General features: G+C 53.9%; 12 protein-coding genes. 6 read left to right on the forward strand and 6 right to left on the reverse strand.

All coding sequences use genetic code 11. The annotated features are described in order from the left end of the window. The 5 genes from SGR01S_RS21320 to glpD all read left to right on the forward strand — a co-directional run bounded on the left by SGR01S_RS21320 (position 1) and on the right by glpD (position 4,681). On the forward strand, positions 1–585 hold the full coding sequence (locus SGR01S_RS21320; RefSeq protein ID WP_037426555.1) for a GNAT family N-acetyltransferase: 585 nt from the start codon (positions 1–3) through the stop codon (positions 583–585). Between the two features lie 83 nt (positions 586–668). Next, the gene (glpE, locus tag SGR01S_RS21325; RefSeq protein ID WP_020837374.1) at positions 669–995 is read left to right on the forward strand and encodes a thiosulfate sulfurtransferase GlpE; all 327 of its coding nucleotides are present in this window, start codon (positions 669–671) and stop codon (positions 993–995) included. A 164-nt stretch (positions 996–1,159) separates the two neighbouring features. Then, positions 1,160–1,996 (forward strand): rhomboid family intramembrane serine protease GlpG, encoded by an 837-nt coding sequence (glpG, locus tag SGR01S_RS21330; RefSeq protein ID WP_037426557.1) that lies wholly within the window; start codon positions 1,160–1,162, stop codon positions 1,994–1,996. A 161-nt stretch (positions 1,997–2,157) separates the two neighbouring features. After that, the gene (locus tag SGR01S_RS21335; RefSeq protein WP_020837378.1) at positions 2,158–2,916 is read left to right on the forward strand and encodes a DeoR/GlpR family transcriptional regulator; all 759 of its coding nucleotides are present in this window, start codon (positions 2,158–2,160) and stop codon (positions 2,914–2,916) included. A 256-nt stretch (positions 2,917–3,172) separates the two neighbouring features. Next, entirely contained in the window at positions 3,173–4,681 is a 1,509-nt protein-coding gene (glpD, locus tag SGR01S_RS21340; RefSeq protein WP_061808521.1) for a glycerol-3-phosphate dehydrogenase, read from the forward strand. Between the two features lie 41 nt (positions 4,682–4,722). Here the strand turns inward: glpD and glgP are convergent, their stop codons facing one another. The 6 genes from glgP to asd all read right to left on the reverse strand — a co-directional run bounded on the left by glgP (position 4,723) and on the right by asd (position 15,916). Beyond that, entirely contained in the window at positions 4,723–7,170 is a 2,448-nt protein-coding gene (gene glgP, locus SGR01S_RS21345; protein WP_061808522.1) for a glycogen phosphorylase, read from the reverse strand. 126 nt (positions 7,171–7,296) lie between these two features. Further along, positions 7,297–8,730: a glycogen synthase GlgA gene (gene glgA, locus SGR01S_RS21350; protein WP_061808523.1), complete on the reverse strand. Its 1,434-nt coding sequence runs from the start codon at positions 8,728–8,730 to the stop codon at positions 7,297–7,299. A 127-nt stretch (positions 8,731–8,857) separates the two neighbouring features. Then, positions 8,858–10,135, reverse strand: coding sequence for a glucose-1-phosphate adenylyltransferase (gene glgC, locus SGR01S_RS21355; RefSeq protein ID WP_037425021.1), 1,278 nt, complete (start codon positions 10,133–10,135; stop codon positions 8,858–8,860). A gap of 12 nt (positions 10,136–10,147) precedes the next feature. Further along, a complete protein-coding gene (glgX, locus tag SGR01S_RS21360) occupies positions 10,148–12,133 on the reverse strand; it encodes a glycogen debranching protein GlgX (protein WP_061808524.1) in 1,986 nt (661 codons plus the stop codon). Further along, on the reverse strand, positions 12,130–14,316 hold the full coding sequence (gene glgB, locus SGR01S_RS21365; RefSeq protein WP_061808525.1) for a 1,4-alpha-glucan branching enzyme: 2,187 nt from the start codon (positions 14,314–14,316) through the stop codon (positions 12,130–12,132). Before glgB ends, glgX begins: the two co-directional genes overlap by 4 nt. 496 nt (positions 14,317–14,812) lie before the next feature. Then, positions 14,813–15,916: an aspartate-semialdehyde dehydrogenase gene (gene asd / locus SGR01S_RS21370; RefSeq protein WP_061808526.1), complete on the reverse strand. Its 1,104-nt coding sequence runs from the start codon at positions 15,914–15,916 to the stop codon at positions 14,813–14,815. 353 nt (positions 15,917–16,269) lie between these two features. Between asd and SGR01S_RS21375 the strand changes: the two genes are divergently transcribed. Then, positions 16,270–16,863, forward strand: a complete 594-nt coding sequence (locus SGR01S_RS21375) for a YhgN family NAAT transporter (RefSeq protein ID WP_061808527.1) — start codon at positions 16,270–16,272, stop codon at positions 16,861–16,863. Positions 16,864–16,870: the final 7 nt, after the last annotated feature.

The following is a 16,870-nucleotide window of genomic DNA, read 5'->3' on the forward strand; positions in this document are numbered from 1 at the left end:
GTGAAAGATGTGGTTATAGATAACGCTAAAAAATCAGATGCAGCAGAAGTCGTAAGGCTTATCGCACTGGCGGATAAAGATGCTGTACTGGCCCTGTCTGGTAAAGACGATATCAACGAAGCCCTGTTTCAGTATGAAATGAACTTCGGCCGCAATGATGTGTATTTTGGCTACAAAAATGTCTTCGTCGCTCGGGACAAGGAAAAAATTCTGGGCTGCATCCTGTATTTCAAAGGAGAAGATGAGTCGCGATTCACAGCCATAACAGAACAGCGAGCTGAAATGGACAATGAATCAGAGCACGATGAAATATATATAGATTCCCTGGCTGTCCTGCCGGAGTGCCGAGGACGTGGGATAGCAAAGTCGCTGATTAGCCGTGTCGTTGAAGAATCCAGGTTACAAGGACTCAATAAAGTCGGCCTACTGGCAGATACAAAAAAACCGCATCTCAAAGCACTGTACCGTAAGTTAGGATTCAATGTGACGGCGCAAATTGAACTCCTCAATGACCACTACGAAAAGATGACGATTCATACCGAGGCGTCGTTCGTCAGAAACCACGTTGAAGTACGCCAGGTGTAATAAACCCTAATCTTCATCTGGTCTTAATTACCGCGAAATTGACTACAATGGCGGCATATTCATATTACGAGGCAGTCAGCAGTATGGAACAGTTTGAAGCGATCAACGTTGAGCAGGCGCACAGCCGTTGGAAAGATGATAGCGCCGCCTTGGTCGATATCCGCGATCCACAAAGTTTTGAAGCTGGGCACACGCCAGGCGCCTTTCACCTCACTAACGCGAGCCTGCAGACATTTATGCAGCAAAACGATTTTGATCGGCCGGTGATGGTGATGTGCTACCACGGCAACAGCAGCCGCAGTGCAGCACAATACCTGCTGCATCAAGGGTTTGATGCGGTGTACAGCATCGACGGTGGCTTTGAAGCCTGGGCTCGCCAGTATCCGCAGGACGTTGAAACCTCCGCATAATTCTCCCCGCCACCATCGGCGGGGTTCTTTCTCGCGTCGTTAGTGCGTGTTTTTGCTGGTTTTTCGCAGATCCGTTGCCTGCGCTCAGGATTTCGACGGTATAATCAGCCGTCAACGCCGCCAGGGTAACCGACGGCTAAATCATCTCATTAAACGGAATACCTATGGTTCGAGTCATCGCCGTATCCAATCCCCGCCTGGCGCAGGCCTTTGTCGATTACATGGCGACACAAAACATTGAGCTTAGGGTGCACAATACGGGCGAAGCTGCGGAAATCTGGCTGGCTGACGACAGCCATCTGGAGCAAGTACAGCACGAACTCCAGCAGTTCCTGGTCGATCCGCTCAATAGTCGCTATCGCGCCGCCAGTTGGCAGGCTGGGAATACCAACACCGAACTGCACTATCAGGGCTATTCCTATCTGCAAACTCTGTACAGCAAGGCCGGACCACTGACGTTGAGTGTGATGGTGTTGTGCATTGCGGTGTATATCCTGATGCAAGTCCTGGGCGACGACACCGTGATGTACTGGCTTTCCTGGCCACAAGACAGCAGCCAATACCTGCAACTGTGGCGCTGGGTCAGCCACGCCTTCCTGCATTTCTCACTGCTGCATATTACCTTTAACCTGATGTGGTGGTGGTATCTCGGTGGCCCGATGGAAAAACGCCTCGGTGCCGGCAAACTGTTCGTACTCGCCGTCGTTTCGGCCTTCTTCAGCGGTTGGGCACAATCTCTGTTCAGTGGAGCCCTGTTCGGCGGTCTGTCCGGCGTAGTCTACGCATTGATGGGGTATTGTTGGCTCAGCGGCGAGCGGGCACCTGAACGTGGCCTGATGCTACCGCGCGGTCTGATGGTGTTTTCCGTTCTGTGGCTGGTTGCCGGGTATTTCGATATTTTAGGAATGTCGATCGCTAACGCGGCACACGTGGCCGGTTTAGTGTTAGGGTTATTGATGGCATTTTGGGACACGCGTCATCGGGCGCACAACGAACAATAACAGCCAGGTACAAGCCAGGCGTTTTATAACCGTCATACTTCACGCTGCATCTTTGTTGGTTGCGTCCATTCACCCCAGTCACATAGTTCGCTATGCTCCTGGGGATTCACGGACTTACCGCCGCGATACGGCTCGAATTATTTAGGGTATAGGGGATTATCGTGAAGCAAACACAGCGTCATGACGCAATTATCGAGCTGGTACGTCTGCAAGGTTATGTCAGCACGGAAGAACTGGTCGAACATTTTGACGTCAGCCCGCAAACGATTCGCCGTGATTTGAATGACCTGGCCGATCAAAACAAAATCCAACGCCACCATGGTGGTGCAGCGTTGCCTTCCAGTTCAGTCAACGCCGCCTATAACGATCGCAAGGTGATGTGGTCGGAACAAAAAGCGCGTATCGCCCAGCGTGTCGCCAGCCAGATCCCTGACGGCGCTACGCTGTTTATCGACATTGGCACTACGCCAGAAGCGGTCGCCCACGCGCTGATGAACCACAAAAACTTGCGCGTAGTAACCAATAATCTGAACGTCGCTACCCTGCTGACCGCCAAGGAGGATTTTCGTCTGATCTTGGCTGGCGGTGAAGTACGCACCCGTGATGGTGGCATCATGGGCGAGGCCACGCTGGATTTTATCTCTCAGTTCCGTCTCGATTACGGCATTCTGGGCATCAGCGGCATCGATATGGATGGCTCACTGCTTGAATTCGACTATCACGAAGTGCGCACCAAACGCGCAATTATCGAAAACTCACGCTGCGTCATGCTGGTTACCGACCACTCCAAATTCGGCCGCAATGCCATGGTTAACCTCGGCAATATGAACCTGATCGACTACCTGTTTACCGATCAACTGCCGCCGCCAAGCGTAATGAAAATCATCGAACAGTACGATGTCCAGCTGGAGTTGTGCTGAGTCTTTTACCGTTCATTTAACCCTACGCTATCCCCGCCAGACCTGCCGTTTTAGACTGGGTTCAGCCTGCTGAACCCTGCAATGCCTGACTGCCATACCCCTTCACTTTGTATAACTACTATCATCAAACTGTTACCTCTATCACGCCTAAATGTTTTTGTTTGGTTAAGTCTTGGCTTGTTTGTTGGTTTTTGATTACAATCATGAGCGAAAACGAACATGAAAGAGCTATTTCGAACATCTGGAGGAAGTTGACGTGGAAACCAAAGACTTGATCGTTATCGGTGGCGGCATCAACGGTGCCGGCATCGCGGCGGATGCTGCCGGGCGCGGGCTGTCCGTTCTGCTACTGGAAGCGCAAGACTTGGCCTGTGCTACGTCTTCCGCCAGTTCCAAACTGATCCACGGTGGCCTGCGCTACCTGGAACATTACGAATTCCGTCTGGTAAGCGAAGCGCTGGCCGAACGTGAAGTACTGTTGAAACTGGCACCGCATATTGCCTTCCCAATGCGCTTCCGCCTGCCGCACCAGCCTCATCTGCGTCCAGCCTGGATGATCCGAATCGGCCTGTTCCTGTACGATCACCTGGGCAAACGCACCAGCCTGCCAGGCAGCAAGGGTTTGCGCTTTGGACCAGAATCGGTGCTGAAGCCAGAATTGAAGCGCGGTTTCGAATATTCCGACTGCTGGGTCGACGATGCTCGCCTGGTGGTATTAAACGCCCAGGAAGTCGAAAAACGTGGCGGTGAAGTCCGTACCCGTACCAAAGTGACCCGCGCATGGCGTGAAAACGGCCTGTGGATGGTGGAAGCGGTTGATGTCGACAGCGGCAAAACCTTTACCTGGCGTGCCAAAGGCCTGGTGAATGCCACTGGCCCATGGGTGAAACACTTCTTCGATGATGGCCTGAAGCTGAAATCCCCTTACGGTATCCGTCTGATCAAAGGCAGCCACATTGTGGTACCGCGTGTGCATGACCAACCGCAGTCCTATATTCTGCAAAATGAAGACCACCGTATCGTCTTTGTGATCCCATGGAACGATGAGTTCTCCATCATCGGTACCACCGACGTGGAGTATCACGGCGATCCGAAAGACGTGAAGATCGACGATAACGAAATCAACTACCTGCTGAAAGTGTACAACGACCACTTTAAGAAGCAGTTGGGCCGTGACGATATTGTTTGGACTTACTCCGGTGTCCGTCCGCTGTGCGATGATGAATCAGACTCACCACAGGCAGTTACCCGTGATTACACCCTGGACGTGCATGACGAACAAGGTAAAGCACCATTGCTGTCCGTGTTCGGTGGCAAGCTGACCACCTATCGCAAGCTGGCAGAGCATGCGATGGAAAAACTGGCACACTACTACCCTGGCTGCGGTCCGGCATGGACCAAAAACGGTTCACTGCCAGGCGGCGATATCGGTGGCGATCGCGACAGTTATGCTGCGAAACTGCGCCGTGAACACAGCTGGTTGCCTGAATCATTGGCACGCCGCTATGCACGCACCTACGGTAGCCACAGCGAACTGATTCTGGCCGATGCCAAGAGCCTCAACGATCTGGGTGAAGAGTTCGGCCACGGCTTGTACGAAGCTGAACTGCGCTACCTGATCGACAAAGAGTGGGTAGTGGAATTGGAAGATGCTATCTGGCGTCGTACCAAATTGGGTATGTGGCTGGATGAAGCACAGCAAGCACGGGTCAAAACCTGGCTGGCAGAACACGCGAAAGCGAAAACGCTGTCTCTGGCGTCCTGAGATAACGCGTAAAAAGGGCCGGTTATCCGGCCCTTTTTTTATTACAGTTTAATCGGCTTGATGTGCCAGATTTCATCTGCGTATTCCTGGATGGTACGATCAGACGAGAAGTACCCCATATTGGCAATATTCAATATCGCTCGCCGTGTCCAGTCATCCTGATTACGGTACACCTCATCCACTTTGTCCTGCGTATCCACATAGCTGCGGTAATCGGCCAACAGCTGGTAGTGATCCCCCAGATTAACCAGTGAATCAAACAGATTGCTGTAACGCTTTGGCTCCTCAGGGCTGAACGTACCAGTCGCGACCTGGGTCAGCGCCAGATGCAGCTCGGGATCCTGCTCATAGTACTGATGCGGGTTATACCCATTGCGCCGCAGTTCCTCTACCTGTTCTGCGGTATTACCGAAGATAAAGATATTCTCTTCACCCACGTGCTCCAGCATCTCTACGTTGGCACCATCCAACGTGCCGATAGTCAGCGCACCGTTGAGAGCAAACTTCATGTTACTGGTACCCGACGCCTCGGTGCCCGCCAATGAGATCTGCTCAGACAGATCCGCCGCCGGGATGATCATCTGCGCCAAACTGACGCCGTAGTTCGGGATAAACACCACTTTCAATTGAGTATGCACTCGCGGATCATTGTTGATCACTTTAGCCGCGTCGTTGATCAGGCGGATGATCTGCTTGGCTGCGTAATAGGCTGAAGCTGCCTTACCGGCAAAGATCACAACCCTCGACACCCGTTCAGTTTCCGGATCTTGCAATAGACGGTTATACAGTGTGATCACGTGCAGTACGTTAAGCAGTTGCCGTTTGTATTCGTGAATACGTTTAATCTGTACATCGAATAACGCATCCGGATTGACCACCACATTCAGCGTTTTCGCAATGTAAGCAGCCAGCCGCTCCTTGTTCTGTCGCTTGGCAGCCTGCACCGCTTGTAGGAAGCTCGGGTAATCAACATTCGCCTTGATCTCGCTCAGCTGGCTGAGATCGGTGCGCCAGGTCTGGCCAATGCTGTCATCGAGTACCGAGGAAAGCGGCAGGTTAGCCAGACCCAACCAACGGCGTGGCGTAACACCGTTGGTTTTATTGCAGAAACGATCTGGAAAGATATGCGCGAAATCGGCAAACAGCGATTGCACCATAAGCTCGGAGTGCAGCGCTGAAACACCGTTAACCTTGTGACTCGCGACTACCGCCAACCAGGCCATACGCACCCGGCGACCGTTGGTTTCATCAATGATCGACACGCGTGCCAGCAACTCGTTGTCGCCCGGCGCTACCTCTTGCACATGCTTGAGGAAGTGATCGTTGATCTCGAAAATCAGCTGCAAGTGGCGCGGTAAGATCCTACCGATCATATCCAACGGCCAGGTTTCCAATGCTTCGCTCATCAGGGTGTGGTTGGTATAGGAGAACACCTGCTCCACCACCGCCCAAGCGTCAAGCCAGCTAAATTTATGTTCATCGATCAACCGGTGCATCAGCTCCGGAATCGACAATACCGGGTGAGTGTCATTCAGGTGAATGGCAATCTTGTCCGCCAGATTGTCGAAGGTCTTATGCATCATCCAGTGACGGTTGAGGATATCCTGCACCGTGGCCGACACCAGGAAATATTCCTGCCGTAGGCGGAGTTCACGCCCCGAATACGTGGAGTCATCTGGGTACAGCACGCGTGATACGTTTTCCGAATGGTTTTTATCCTCAACCGCCGCAAAATAATCACCCTGATTGAATTTACCCAAATTGATTTCGTTACTGGCTTGGGCGCCCCACAACCGTAGCGTGTTGGTCGCATCGGTATCAAAACCCGGGATCACTTGATCATAAGCGGTAGCGACCACCTCTTCGGTTTCCACCCACCGCGCCTTGGCACCCTCTTGTTGGATCCGACCGCCAAAACGCACCTTATAGCGGGTATTATGGCGTGGGAATTCCCACGGATCACCGTATTCCAACCAATAGTCTGGCGACTCCATTTGCTGACCATTGACGATATTTTGTTTGAACATGCCGTATTCATAGCGAATGCCGTAGCCACGCCCCGGCAGCGCTAACGTTGCCAACGAATCAAGGAAACAGGCAGCCAGACGCCCTAAGCCACCGTTACCCAGACCTGGATCGTTCTCTTCCTCCAACAGGTCACTGAGGCTCAGCCCCATCTCATTTAGCGCATCGTCGATATCCTGATAAATTCCCATCGACAGCAAGGCATTGGACAGCGTCCGGCCAATCAGGAACTCCATCGACAGGTAATACACCTGACGCACATCCTGTGAAAGTTGTGCACGATTAGAGCGCAGCCAGCGTTCCACCATGCGGTCGCGCACCGCAAACAGCACGGCGTTCAGCCAATCATGCTGATTAGCGATAGCGGGGTCCTTGCCAACAATAAACATTAACTTATAGGCAATAGAGTGTTTCAGCGCTTCAACACTGACCGTGGGTGAGGTGTAACTAATCGGTGAAGTCATAGCTTTTCGATCCCCTGAAGGGGGCGCATATATTCGCCCCGGAATACATGCGTCCCACTAAACATGGGCGCAGCATGCTACGCCCCTACAACCTGCAATCGTGGGTGTCTCTGTATGTCATAACGCTTACAACAAGCGTTGATAAAGCGAGAGGTATTCCTTTGCCGCAACCTGCCAGCCAAAATCCACGCTCATTGCGTGGCGCTGGACGTGACGCCAATGCTTAGGCCTACTCCACAGCACCATGGCGCGCCGAATGGCGTTGCCCAGTGCGGCGGCATCACAATCATCAAAGACAAATCCGCTGGCGCTGCCGTCGGCCAGATTCTCCAGCGCGCAATCTACCACCGTGTCCGCCAGCCCACCGGTGCGACGCACCAGTGGAAGCGTGCCGTATTTCAGGCCATAAAGTTGGGTTAGCCCGCAGGGTTCGAACCGACTTGGTACCATGATCACATCCGCCCCGCCGATAATGCGATGTGAAAAGGCCTCATGGTAACCAATCTGTACACCAACCTGTTCCGGGTAGTCAGCAGCAGCAGCCAGAAACGCCTGCTGCAACACCGCATCACCGGCCCCTAACAGGGCCAATTGGCCACCTTGCTCCAACAACGCGGGCAGCGCTTCCAATACCAGATCCAGCCCTTTTTGGCTGGTGAGGCGGCTCACAACCGCAAACACTGGCAGCGACTCATCGACCTTCAGCCCCATGGCTTTCTGCAGATGAAGTTTATTCTTGGCTTTGTTTTTCAAATTGTCGGCGTCATAGCGCGCGGTCAGGCGCGGATCGTGGGAAGGGTCCCAAATCTTGTCATCCACACCATTGAGAATGCCGCTCAGCCGCCCCTGCCGGTGGCGTTCTTGTAACAACCCTTCCATACCGTAGCCGAACTCCGGTCGGGTAATTTCACGCGCGTACGTCGGGCTAACGGCAGTGATGTGATCGGCGTAATACAAGCCTGCTTTCAAGAATGACATCTGGCCGTAAAACTCCAGACCGTAAACATTGTAGAACGAAGGTGGCAACCACACTTCCGGTACGTGGTGGGCGGAAAACAGCCCCTGATAGGCCAGATTATGCACGGTAAAAATAGAACGCGCAGGGTGGCCGTTGGCCGCCAGATAGGCACAAGCCAACCCGGCATGCCAATCATGAGCATGCACCACTTGCGGTCGCCAGTAGCGATCCAGCCCTTTGGCCAGTTCACAAGCTATCCAGCCCAACAGGGCAAAGCGCCGATGGTTATCGGAATAGGCATTCATGGATTGGTCGTGATACGGGCTGCCTGGCCGCTCGTACAACCAAGGAGCGTCGATCAGATAGATACCCACGCCGTGGTAGGTACCGTAACGCAGGCCAACCCGGCCGGCGAAAGAATCGATTTCCGCCACCAGCACCGAATCCGGTATGCCGTTGCGCACGTCAGGAAAAGCGGGCAATAACACCCGAACATCGCCACCTTCGGCGATCTGAGCTGTCGGTAATGCGCCAACCACGTCTGCGAGCCCCCCGGTTTTCAACAGAGGGAACATTTCAGAACATACGTGTAAAACCTGCATTATCACTCCTGAGAATCGGCTAAATTACTCTGGAAAAGCAGGCTTGCCGCTGTTGTTAATCCCGCGTTGTGCAAGCCATCAGTCCGTTTATATGGCGGCAGGCTATCGTTCTGCCGACTACCTTAACTCACAACTTTGACAACATTTCGCGCGTGACCAACACAATGCCGCCTTCTGAACGATAAAAACGCTTACTGTCCTCATCGGCATTTTCGCCAATCACCATGCCCTCGGGAATGTGGCAAGCGCGATCGATAATGCAACGCCGTAAACGGCAGGATCGGCCGACATTCACGTCAGGCAGTAATACGGTAGAGTCGATGGTACAGAACGAGTTCACCCGCACTCGCGGGAACAGCACCGAATGCACCACCACAGATCCCGAGACAATGCACCCGCCGGACACCAGCGAGTTCATGGTCATACCGTGGCTACCGGAACGATCTTGTACGAACTTGGCTGGCGGTAGCGGTTCCATATGGGTGCGGATTGGCCAGGCGCGATCGTACATATCCAATTCCGGCGTCACGGAAGCCAGATCGAGGTTGGCACGCCAGTAAGCTTCCAATGTGCCCACGTCGCGCCAGTACGGCGGCAGATCGGGGTTGGAGGTGACACAGGACAACGTGAACGGGTGTGCCCATGCCGCTTTCTGGGCAGTGATTTTCGGGATCAAATCTTTGCCGAAGTCATGGGTGGAGCCCGGCGTAGACATGTCCTCCTCCAGTAATTGGAACAGATAGTCAGCATTAAAGATGTAGATCCCCATACTGGCCAGCGACATATCTGGGTTACCCGGCATCGGCGGTGGATTGCTCGGTTTTTCCAGGAACTTGAGGATCAGGTCGTTTTCGTCCACTTCCATCACACCAAACTCGCTGGCCTCATCGCGCGGCACCGGCAAGCAGGCCACGGTACATTGTGCGCCCTTTTCCACATGGTCGATCAGCATGCGCGAGTAATCCATCTTGTAGATGTGATCGCCCGCCAGGATCACCACATACTCGGCATCGTAACGACGAATGATATCCAGGTTCTGGTACACCGCGTCTGCCGTACCCTTATACCAATGCTCGGTACTGAGGCGTTGTTGGGCCGGCAGCAGATCGACAAACTCATTCATCTCTTCGTTGAGGAACGACCAGCCGCGCTGAATATGCTGCACCAGAGTATGGGACTGGTATTGGGTGATCACACCGATGCGACGGATCCCCGAGTTCAGGCAGTTCGACAGGGCAAAATCAATGATGCGGAATTTACCGCCAAAGTGGACGGCCGGCTTGGCACGGGTTGAGGTTAAATCTTTCAAACGCGAACCGCGGCCACCGGCCAAAATCAGGGCGACAGACTTAATCGGCAGTTGGCGTGCCAACATCAGGGGGTCTTTATTTTCAAACCTAACCATAGCTGACTCCTTTTATTTTTTCTTGACCAGCACGCAAATCGAGTGCGCAGCCTGGTTCCAGGCGGGTAAGACCGCCCGCGAATCTTCCTGAGTAAAGGGGGCGACAAGCTGCCAATCGCCAGCGGGCAACGTCATCTCCACCGCCTGCGGCGTGGCGTTCACCACCACCAGCCAGCGTTGTGACAGACAGATTTGCAACTGCAGATCTCCCTGCTCCCACTGCTGTGCGCCGAGCGACTGCCCCTGCGCGTTCAGCCACTGCACGTTACCGTCGCCCTCCTGCCACCAGCGGTCATGCTGCAGGGCGGGAATTTGTTGGCGCAGGTGGATCAATGCGGCGGTGTAAGCGGTGAGTGAGTCATCCGCCGTGGCCCAGTCGAGCCAGGTGATAGCGTTGTCCTGACAATAGGCATTGTTGTTGCCCTGCTGGCTGTGTCCATGCTCATCGCCGGCCAGCAGCATCGGCGTACCCTGGGACAGTAACAGCGTGGCAAGGAGTGCCCGCTGGCTAGCCCTGCGGTGTTGCACAATAGTGTCGTCGGCAATGGGGCCTTCAACACCGTGGTTGTTGCTAAAGTTACGATCACTGCCGTCACGGTTACCTTCACCGTTCAGTTGGTTGTGTTTGCGGTTAAAACTGACCAGATCCTGCAAAGTAAATCCGTCATGCGCGGTCAGCATATTGATGCTGGCGTAGGGTGCACGCCCGCGTCGGTTGAACAGGTCACTGGAGGCGGCAAAACGTTGGCCAAACTGACCCAGCGAAACATCACCCTGTAACCAGAAACGGCGCATATCATCCCGGTAATGGTCGTTCCACTCGGCGAAGCGCCCGGGAAATTCGCCGACCTGATAACCCCCAGGGCCGATATCCCACGGCTCGGCAATCAGTTTGCAGCGCGACAATAGATCGTCCGCCAGCATCGCCTGGAACAGCGGTGCATCGCGATCAAACGCTGGCGTGCGGCCGAGTACGCTACCCAAATCGAAGCGGAAACCATCAACATGGCATTCACCTACCCAGAAACGCAGGCAGTCCATCACCCAAGCCACACCCTGCGGCTGATCCAATCGCAGGGTGTTACCACAACCAGTATCGTTCACGTAGTCGCCATCCGGTGTCAGCCAGTAGTAGCCCGGGTTATCAATGCCGCGTAACGACAGCGTTGGCCCGTCCATATCAAGCTCGGCGCTATGGTTGAACACCACATCGAGAATCACTTCAATACCGGCCTTATGCAGCGCTTTAACCGCATCGCGAAACTCACGCAGCGGTGTCATGCCGGCCCGCAGGCTGGCATACCGGTTATCCGGCGCAAAAGGCGCCAACACGTTATAACCCCAGTAATTAATCAACCCGAGGCGCTGCAAGCGTGGCTCAGAGCTGTGCTGCTGCACCGGCAGCAATTCCAGCGCCGTAATACCAAGGCGCTTGAAATACGCGATCATCACCGGATGACCGAGCGCAGCGAAACTGCCGCGCAGCACCTGCGGGATATCTGGGTGTTGTAGGGTCAAACCACGCACGTGCGCTTCGTAGATCACCGTTTTACCCCACGGCGTGGCTGGAGGACGATCATCTTGCCAATCGTAAACCTCGTCGATCACCACGCATTTCGGCATCAACCCGGCGCTGTCATGCTGGTCTGGTCGGTCATAGCCACCATGCAGATAGGGATCGTCCGCCACGGGTCCCTCTACCGCACGGGCTGCGGGATCCAACAGCAGTTTATTGGGATTAAAACGCAACCCTTGTGCAGGATCGAACGGGCCATGTACCCGGTAACCGTAACGCTGGCCCGGTTTGCCTCCCGGCAGATAACCGTGCCAGATATCACCGCTACGCGTCGTCAGCGGCAGACGTATTTCGCGTTGCTGTTCATCAAACAGACACAGTTCAACTCCCGTAGCATGGGAGGAATACAGGCTAAAGTTGATGCCATTACCGTCATAATGCGCCCCGAGAGGCGCGGCGATACCCGGCGTCAGTTCAGTCATGGCGCCTCCCGCAACAGGTAGATGGTCGCCAGTGGAGGTACGGTCACGCTAATCGAATGCTCGCGACCATGATGGCCTGTTTGCTCGGACACTACGCGGCCTTGGTTGCCGGTATTGCTGCCGTGATAATGGTGTGAATCGGTATTGAGAATTTCTCGGTATTCACCGGCGCGTGAAATACCGATGCGATAATGATGGCGCGGCACTGGGGTAAAGTTGCTGACGGCGATCAGCTCATTGCCCTGTGCGTCATAGCGGGCAAAGGCAAAGACCGAGTTATCGTGGTCATCCACAACCAGCCACTCAAAGCCGTCTGGGCGGTAATCCCGCTCATACAACGGGGCTTGTTGTTGGTAGCAATGGTTAAGATCACGTACCAGCCGCTGCACACCATGATGCCAGTTATCCAACCCTTCCAGCAGATGCCAGTCGAGACTGCTATCAAAATTCCACTCGCGCCCTTGAGCAAACTCACAGCCCATAAACAGGAGTTTTTTGCCCGGGTGCGCCCACATAAAACCATAGTAGGCACGCAGGTTAGCAAACTTTTGCCAGGCATCGCCGGGCATGCGATCGAGAATGGATTTTTTGCCGTGTACCACTTCGTCATGAGAAATCGGCAGCACAAAGTTTTCGGTATAGGCATACAACATGCCAAAGGTCATCTGATTGTGATGATACTTACGGTGCACCGGGTCACATTGCATGTAATTAAGCGTGTCATGCATCCAACCCAGGTTCCATTTGTAGTGGAACCCCAACCCGTTAGATTCTGGCGGCAGTGTCACACCTGGATAGTCAGTGGATTCCTCCGCCAACGTCACGGCACCGGGACGCTCCTTGCCAACGGTGTGGTTGGTATAACGCAAGAAGGCGATGGCTTCCAGATTCTCGTTGCCACCGTAATAATTTGGCACCCACTCGCCTTCGGCACGGCTGTAGTCGCGGTAAATCATTGAAGCCACCGCATCCACACGCAGCGCGTCGATACCATAGCGCTCTAGCCAGTAAAGTGCATTACCCGCCAAATAGTTACGTACCTCATTGCGGCCATAGTTGTAGATCAGGGTATTCCAGTCCTGATGGAAACCTTCGCGCGGGTCGGCGTATTCATACAACGCGGTACCGTCGAAATTTGCCAGGCCATAGGCATCGCTGGGGAAATGCCCTGGTACCCAATCCAAGATCACGTTGATACCCGCCCGATGTGCCGCCGCAACAAAATCTTTAAAATCGGCCGGAGTGCCAAAGCGCCGTGTCGGGGCATACAAGCCTAACGGTTGATAACCCCAGCTCCCATCAAACGGGTGCTCATTAATCGGCAGCAGTTCGATATGGGTGAACCCCATGTCTTTAACATAGCCAATTAACTGTTCTGCCAGTTCACCGTAGCTGAGCCAGAAATTATCATCAGTGTGACGGCGCCATGAGCCAAGATGCACCTCATAAATCGAAATCGGTCGGTCAAAATCATTGGCTCGCCGACGTTCGGGAGTATTTTCTACCACCTCCGGCAACGGCGTCACCAGCGACGCAGTATCCGGCCGCATCTGCGCTTCAAAAGCGTAAGGGTCAGCCTTCAATTGGGTATTGCCATAGCAGTCAATAATTTCGTACTTGTACAACTGCCCGGCGCTCACTCCCGGTAGGAACAGCTCCCAAATGCCGTTTTCACGACGCAGCCGCATGGGGTGGCGACGGCCATCCCAGAAGTTGAACTCACCAACTACCGAAACACGCTGGGCGTTCGGTGCCCAAACGGCAAAGCTGACACCTTCAACATCATCAAGCGTAGCGAGATGCGCACCTAAGCGTTCATAAGGGCGTAAATGGGTGCCTTCCGCCAGCAGCCAACTGTCGATATCTTGTAACAGCGTGCCAAAACGGTAGGGATCGTCGACGATCTGCTGGTGATCGTGCCAGCGGACCTCGAATTGATAGCGAAACGGTGTTTTACGGCGTGGGACCGTGGCGCTGAAAAAGCCGCGATCATCGTCACAGTTGAGCTGTACCAATCGGCGGCCTGTTTGCTGTTCCAGCAACCAGACTTCACTGGCATCAGGCAACAGTGCGCGTACTTGCAAGCCGTTGTCAGCCGCATGCATGCCCAGCAGGGAAAAGGGATCGGCAAAGTTGCCGGAGAAAAGCTGATCAATCACGTCACGATCGGGAAGTACAGGCATAGTCTTCTTCCTAAGATTAAGAGCATGATTTATAAGAGGCCGCGTCATCCCATCGCCTTTCAGGTTACAGCGAAGAGGCTGTACCTTGAGATCCACAGGGCATAACGCTTAATCCATAGCCGTTTTGGTTATCATGCAATTCATTCGGTATCTAAAGCGTGATTGCGGTCGGTTATTGATCAATTCTCACCTTCCCGGTCCGAATTCCGCTTTTTATGCTTATTTTTAGCGCTGGTGGAAATTTATCCTCCAGCTCTTTAAGCATAGCTAATGTCGGTTAAAAACATTGCCCATTACCAAGGAAAACGCTTCATTAAGAAAACTGCCAGCCTGACAACGTCTTTGCGCTGCTGCCTGCATGGAGATGTGATGATGACTTGTGCGCTTTCTCCCCTTTACAGCGACTGAGTTCATGGCACGCCGAAACAGAGAAAAAGGAAGAAAATAAGGCTTTTGGGGGCTGAAAGAGGTCAGCCCCCGGGAAGTACAGTTCAGGTTACAGCAGGATGCGCAGCATGCGGCGTAGCGGTTCAGCCGCGCCCCACAACAACTGGTCACCCACGGTGAACGCAGACAGGTATTCCGGCCCCATATTCAGCTTGCGCAGACGACCGACTGGCGTATTCAACGTCCCGGTTACCGCTGCTGGCGTCAGTTCACGCATGGTCAGTTCACGGTCATTCGGGATCACGCGTACCCAATCATTGTGCGTCGCCAGCATCTGTTCGATTTCCGGCAGTGAAACGTCTTTTTTCAGCTTCAGGGTGAACGCCTGGCTATGGCAGCGCAGCGCACCAACACGCACACACAGACCGTCGACAGGGATCACGCTACCGCTGTTCAGGATTTTGTTGGTTTCCGCCTGACCTTTCCACTCTTCGCGGCTCTGGCCATTATCGAGTTGCTTGTCGATCCACGGAATCAGGCTACCGGCCAGCGGCACACCGAAATTATCGGTTGGCAATTTACCGCTGCGGGTAGCTGCGGTGACTTTACGTTCGATATCCAAAATGGCCGAAGCCGGGTCCTGTAGCTCCTTCGCCACGTCGGCGTGCAGCATACCCATTTGGGTCAACAGTTCACGCATGTGGCGCGCGCCGCCGCCGGAAGCCGCCTGGTAAGTCGCCACTGACGCCCACTCAACCAAATCATTGGCAAACAGGCCGCCCAGAGACATCAGCATCAGGCTAACGGTGCAGTTACCGCCAACAAAGGTCTTGATGCCTTTATCCAGCCCCTGCTGAATCAGCGCACGGTTGACCGGATCCAGAATGATAATCGCGTCATCTTGCATACGCAGAGAAGATGCCGCATCGATCCAATACCCTTGCCAGCCGGTTGCACGCAGCTTCGGGTAAATGTCGTTGGTATAATCGCCGCCCTGGCAGGTAATAATAATGTCGAGCGCACTCAGCGCATCAACATCGTAAGCATCCTGCAGCGTGCCCTGCTGGCCGCCAAATACCGGCGCCGCTGAACCGTGTTGCGAGGTAGAGAAAAAGACCGGGCGAATGGCGTCAAAATCGCGCTCTTGTGTCATGCGTTGCATGAGTACGGAGCCGACCATTCCGCGCCAACCGATGAAACCAACGTTTTTCATAATGACTGTCCTGCCTTGGAGGATGACTGCTATAAGTTGTGTGCAATATCTCTCCACCTTACAAAATGTCGGCGCAGGCGCAAAGTGAATTTATTCGATAGGTGAGCGATTCTCAGCAATCCTTCTTATATACCCGTCTATACCCGTCGTCTTTCAAGCCAAAGCGTTGTTATCTACCTTGGTTACGGTAGGGTGCGAATATACCCGCACCGCATAATACGGGCTCAGCATGCCGCGCCCCTGCAATACTGAGGGTACGCAAGCTGGTCGCCTGGCTGTAACTTGAAAGCCATAGGGTATAGGTTATTAAGCGGTCGGGATGGCCGACGCGTTTTTCAGATCCAGAGGTAGTAATGACAGAGATGATTTCAGTCACGGTATTGCTGTTTTTAATCATGGACCCACTGGGCAATTTGCCCATTTTCATGTCGGTACTCAAACACCTGGAACCGCGCCGTCGGCGAATGGTGCTGATCCGCGAGTTGCTGATCGCCCTGCTGCTGATGCTGATTTTCCTGTTTGCCGGCGAGAAAATCTTGGCGTTCCTCAACCTGCGTACCGAGACTGTGTCCATTTCCGGTGGGATCATCTTGTTTCTGATCGCCATCAAGATGATTTTTCCCTCACAAGAGGGCGATAGCAGCGGGCTTTCCGCCGGTGAGGAACCCTTCCTGGTGCCGCTGGCAATCCCACTGGTTGCAGGGCCTTCGATTTTGGCGTCATTGATGCTGCTTTCGCACCAGTATCCAAACCATATTTCGTATCTGGTGGTAGCACTGCTGATTGCCTGGGGTATTTCCGCCGCTATCTTGCTGATGTCAAACCTGTTCCTACGCCTGTTGGGCAGCAAAGGGGTCAGCGCGCTGGAAAGGCTGATGGGGCTGATTTTGGTGATGTTGTCGACCCAGATGTTCCTGGACGGCGTGCGGGCTTATATGAAGTTGTAGTGAGGGT

Origin of the sequence: Serratia grimesii NBRC 13537 (assembly GCF_001590905.1) — a bacterium.
Lineage (GTDB): Bacteria > Pseudomonadota > Gammaproteobacteria > Enterobacterales > Enterobacteriaceae > Serratia > Serratia grimesii.

Bases quoted from the DNA above. Each gene is read 5' to 3' on its own strand.
- asd (WP_061808526.1), bottom strand. From the start codon at position 15,916: ATGAAAAACGTTGGTTTCATCGGTTGGCGCGGAATGGTCGGCTCCGTA.
- glpG (WP_037426557.1), top strand. From the start codon at position 1,160: ATGGTTCGAGTCATCGCCGTATCCAATCCCCGCCTGGCGCAGGCCTTT.
- glgP (WP_061808522.1), bottom strand. From the start codon at position 7,170: ATGACTTCACCGATTAGTTACACCTCACCCACGGTCAGTGTTGAAGCG.
- glgC (WP_037425021.1), bottom strand. From the start codon at position 10,135: ATGGTTAGGTTTGAAAATAAAGACCCCCTGATGTTGGCACGCCAACTG.
- glpE (WP_020837374.1), top strand. From the start codon at position 669: ATGGAACAGTTTGAAGCGATCAACGTTGAGCAGGCGCACAGCCGTTGG.
- glgA (WP_061808523.1), bottom strand. From the start codon at position 8,730: ATGCAGGTTTTACACGTATGTTCTGAAATGTTCCCTCTGTTGAAAACC.
- SGR01S_RS21375 (WP_061808527.1), top strand. From the start codon at position 16,270: ATGACAGAGATGATTTCAGTCACGGTATTGCTGTTTTTAATCATGGAC.
- glgB (WP_061808525.1), bottom strand. From the start codon at position 14,316: ATGCCTGTACTTCCCGATCGTGACGTGATTGATCAGCTTTTCTCCGGC.
- glgX (WP_061808524.1), bottom strand. From the start codon at position 12,133: ATGACTGAACTGACGCCGGGTATCGCCGCGCCTCTCGGGGCGCATTAT.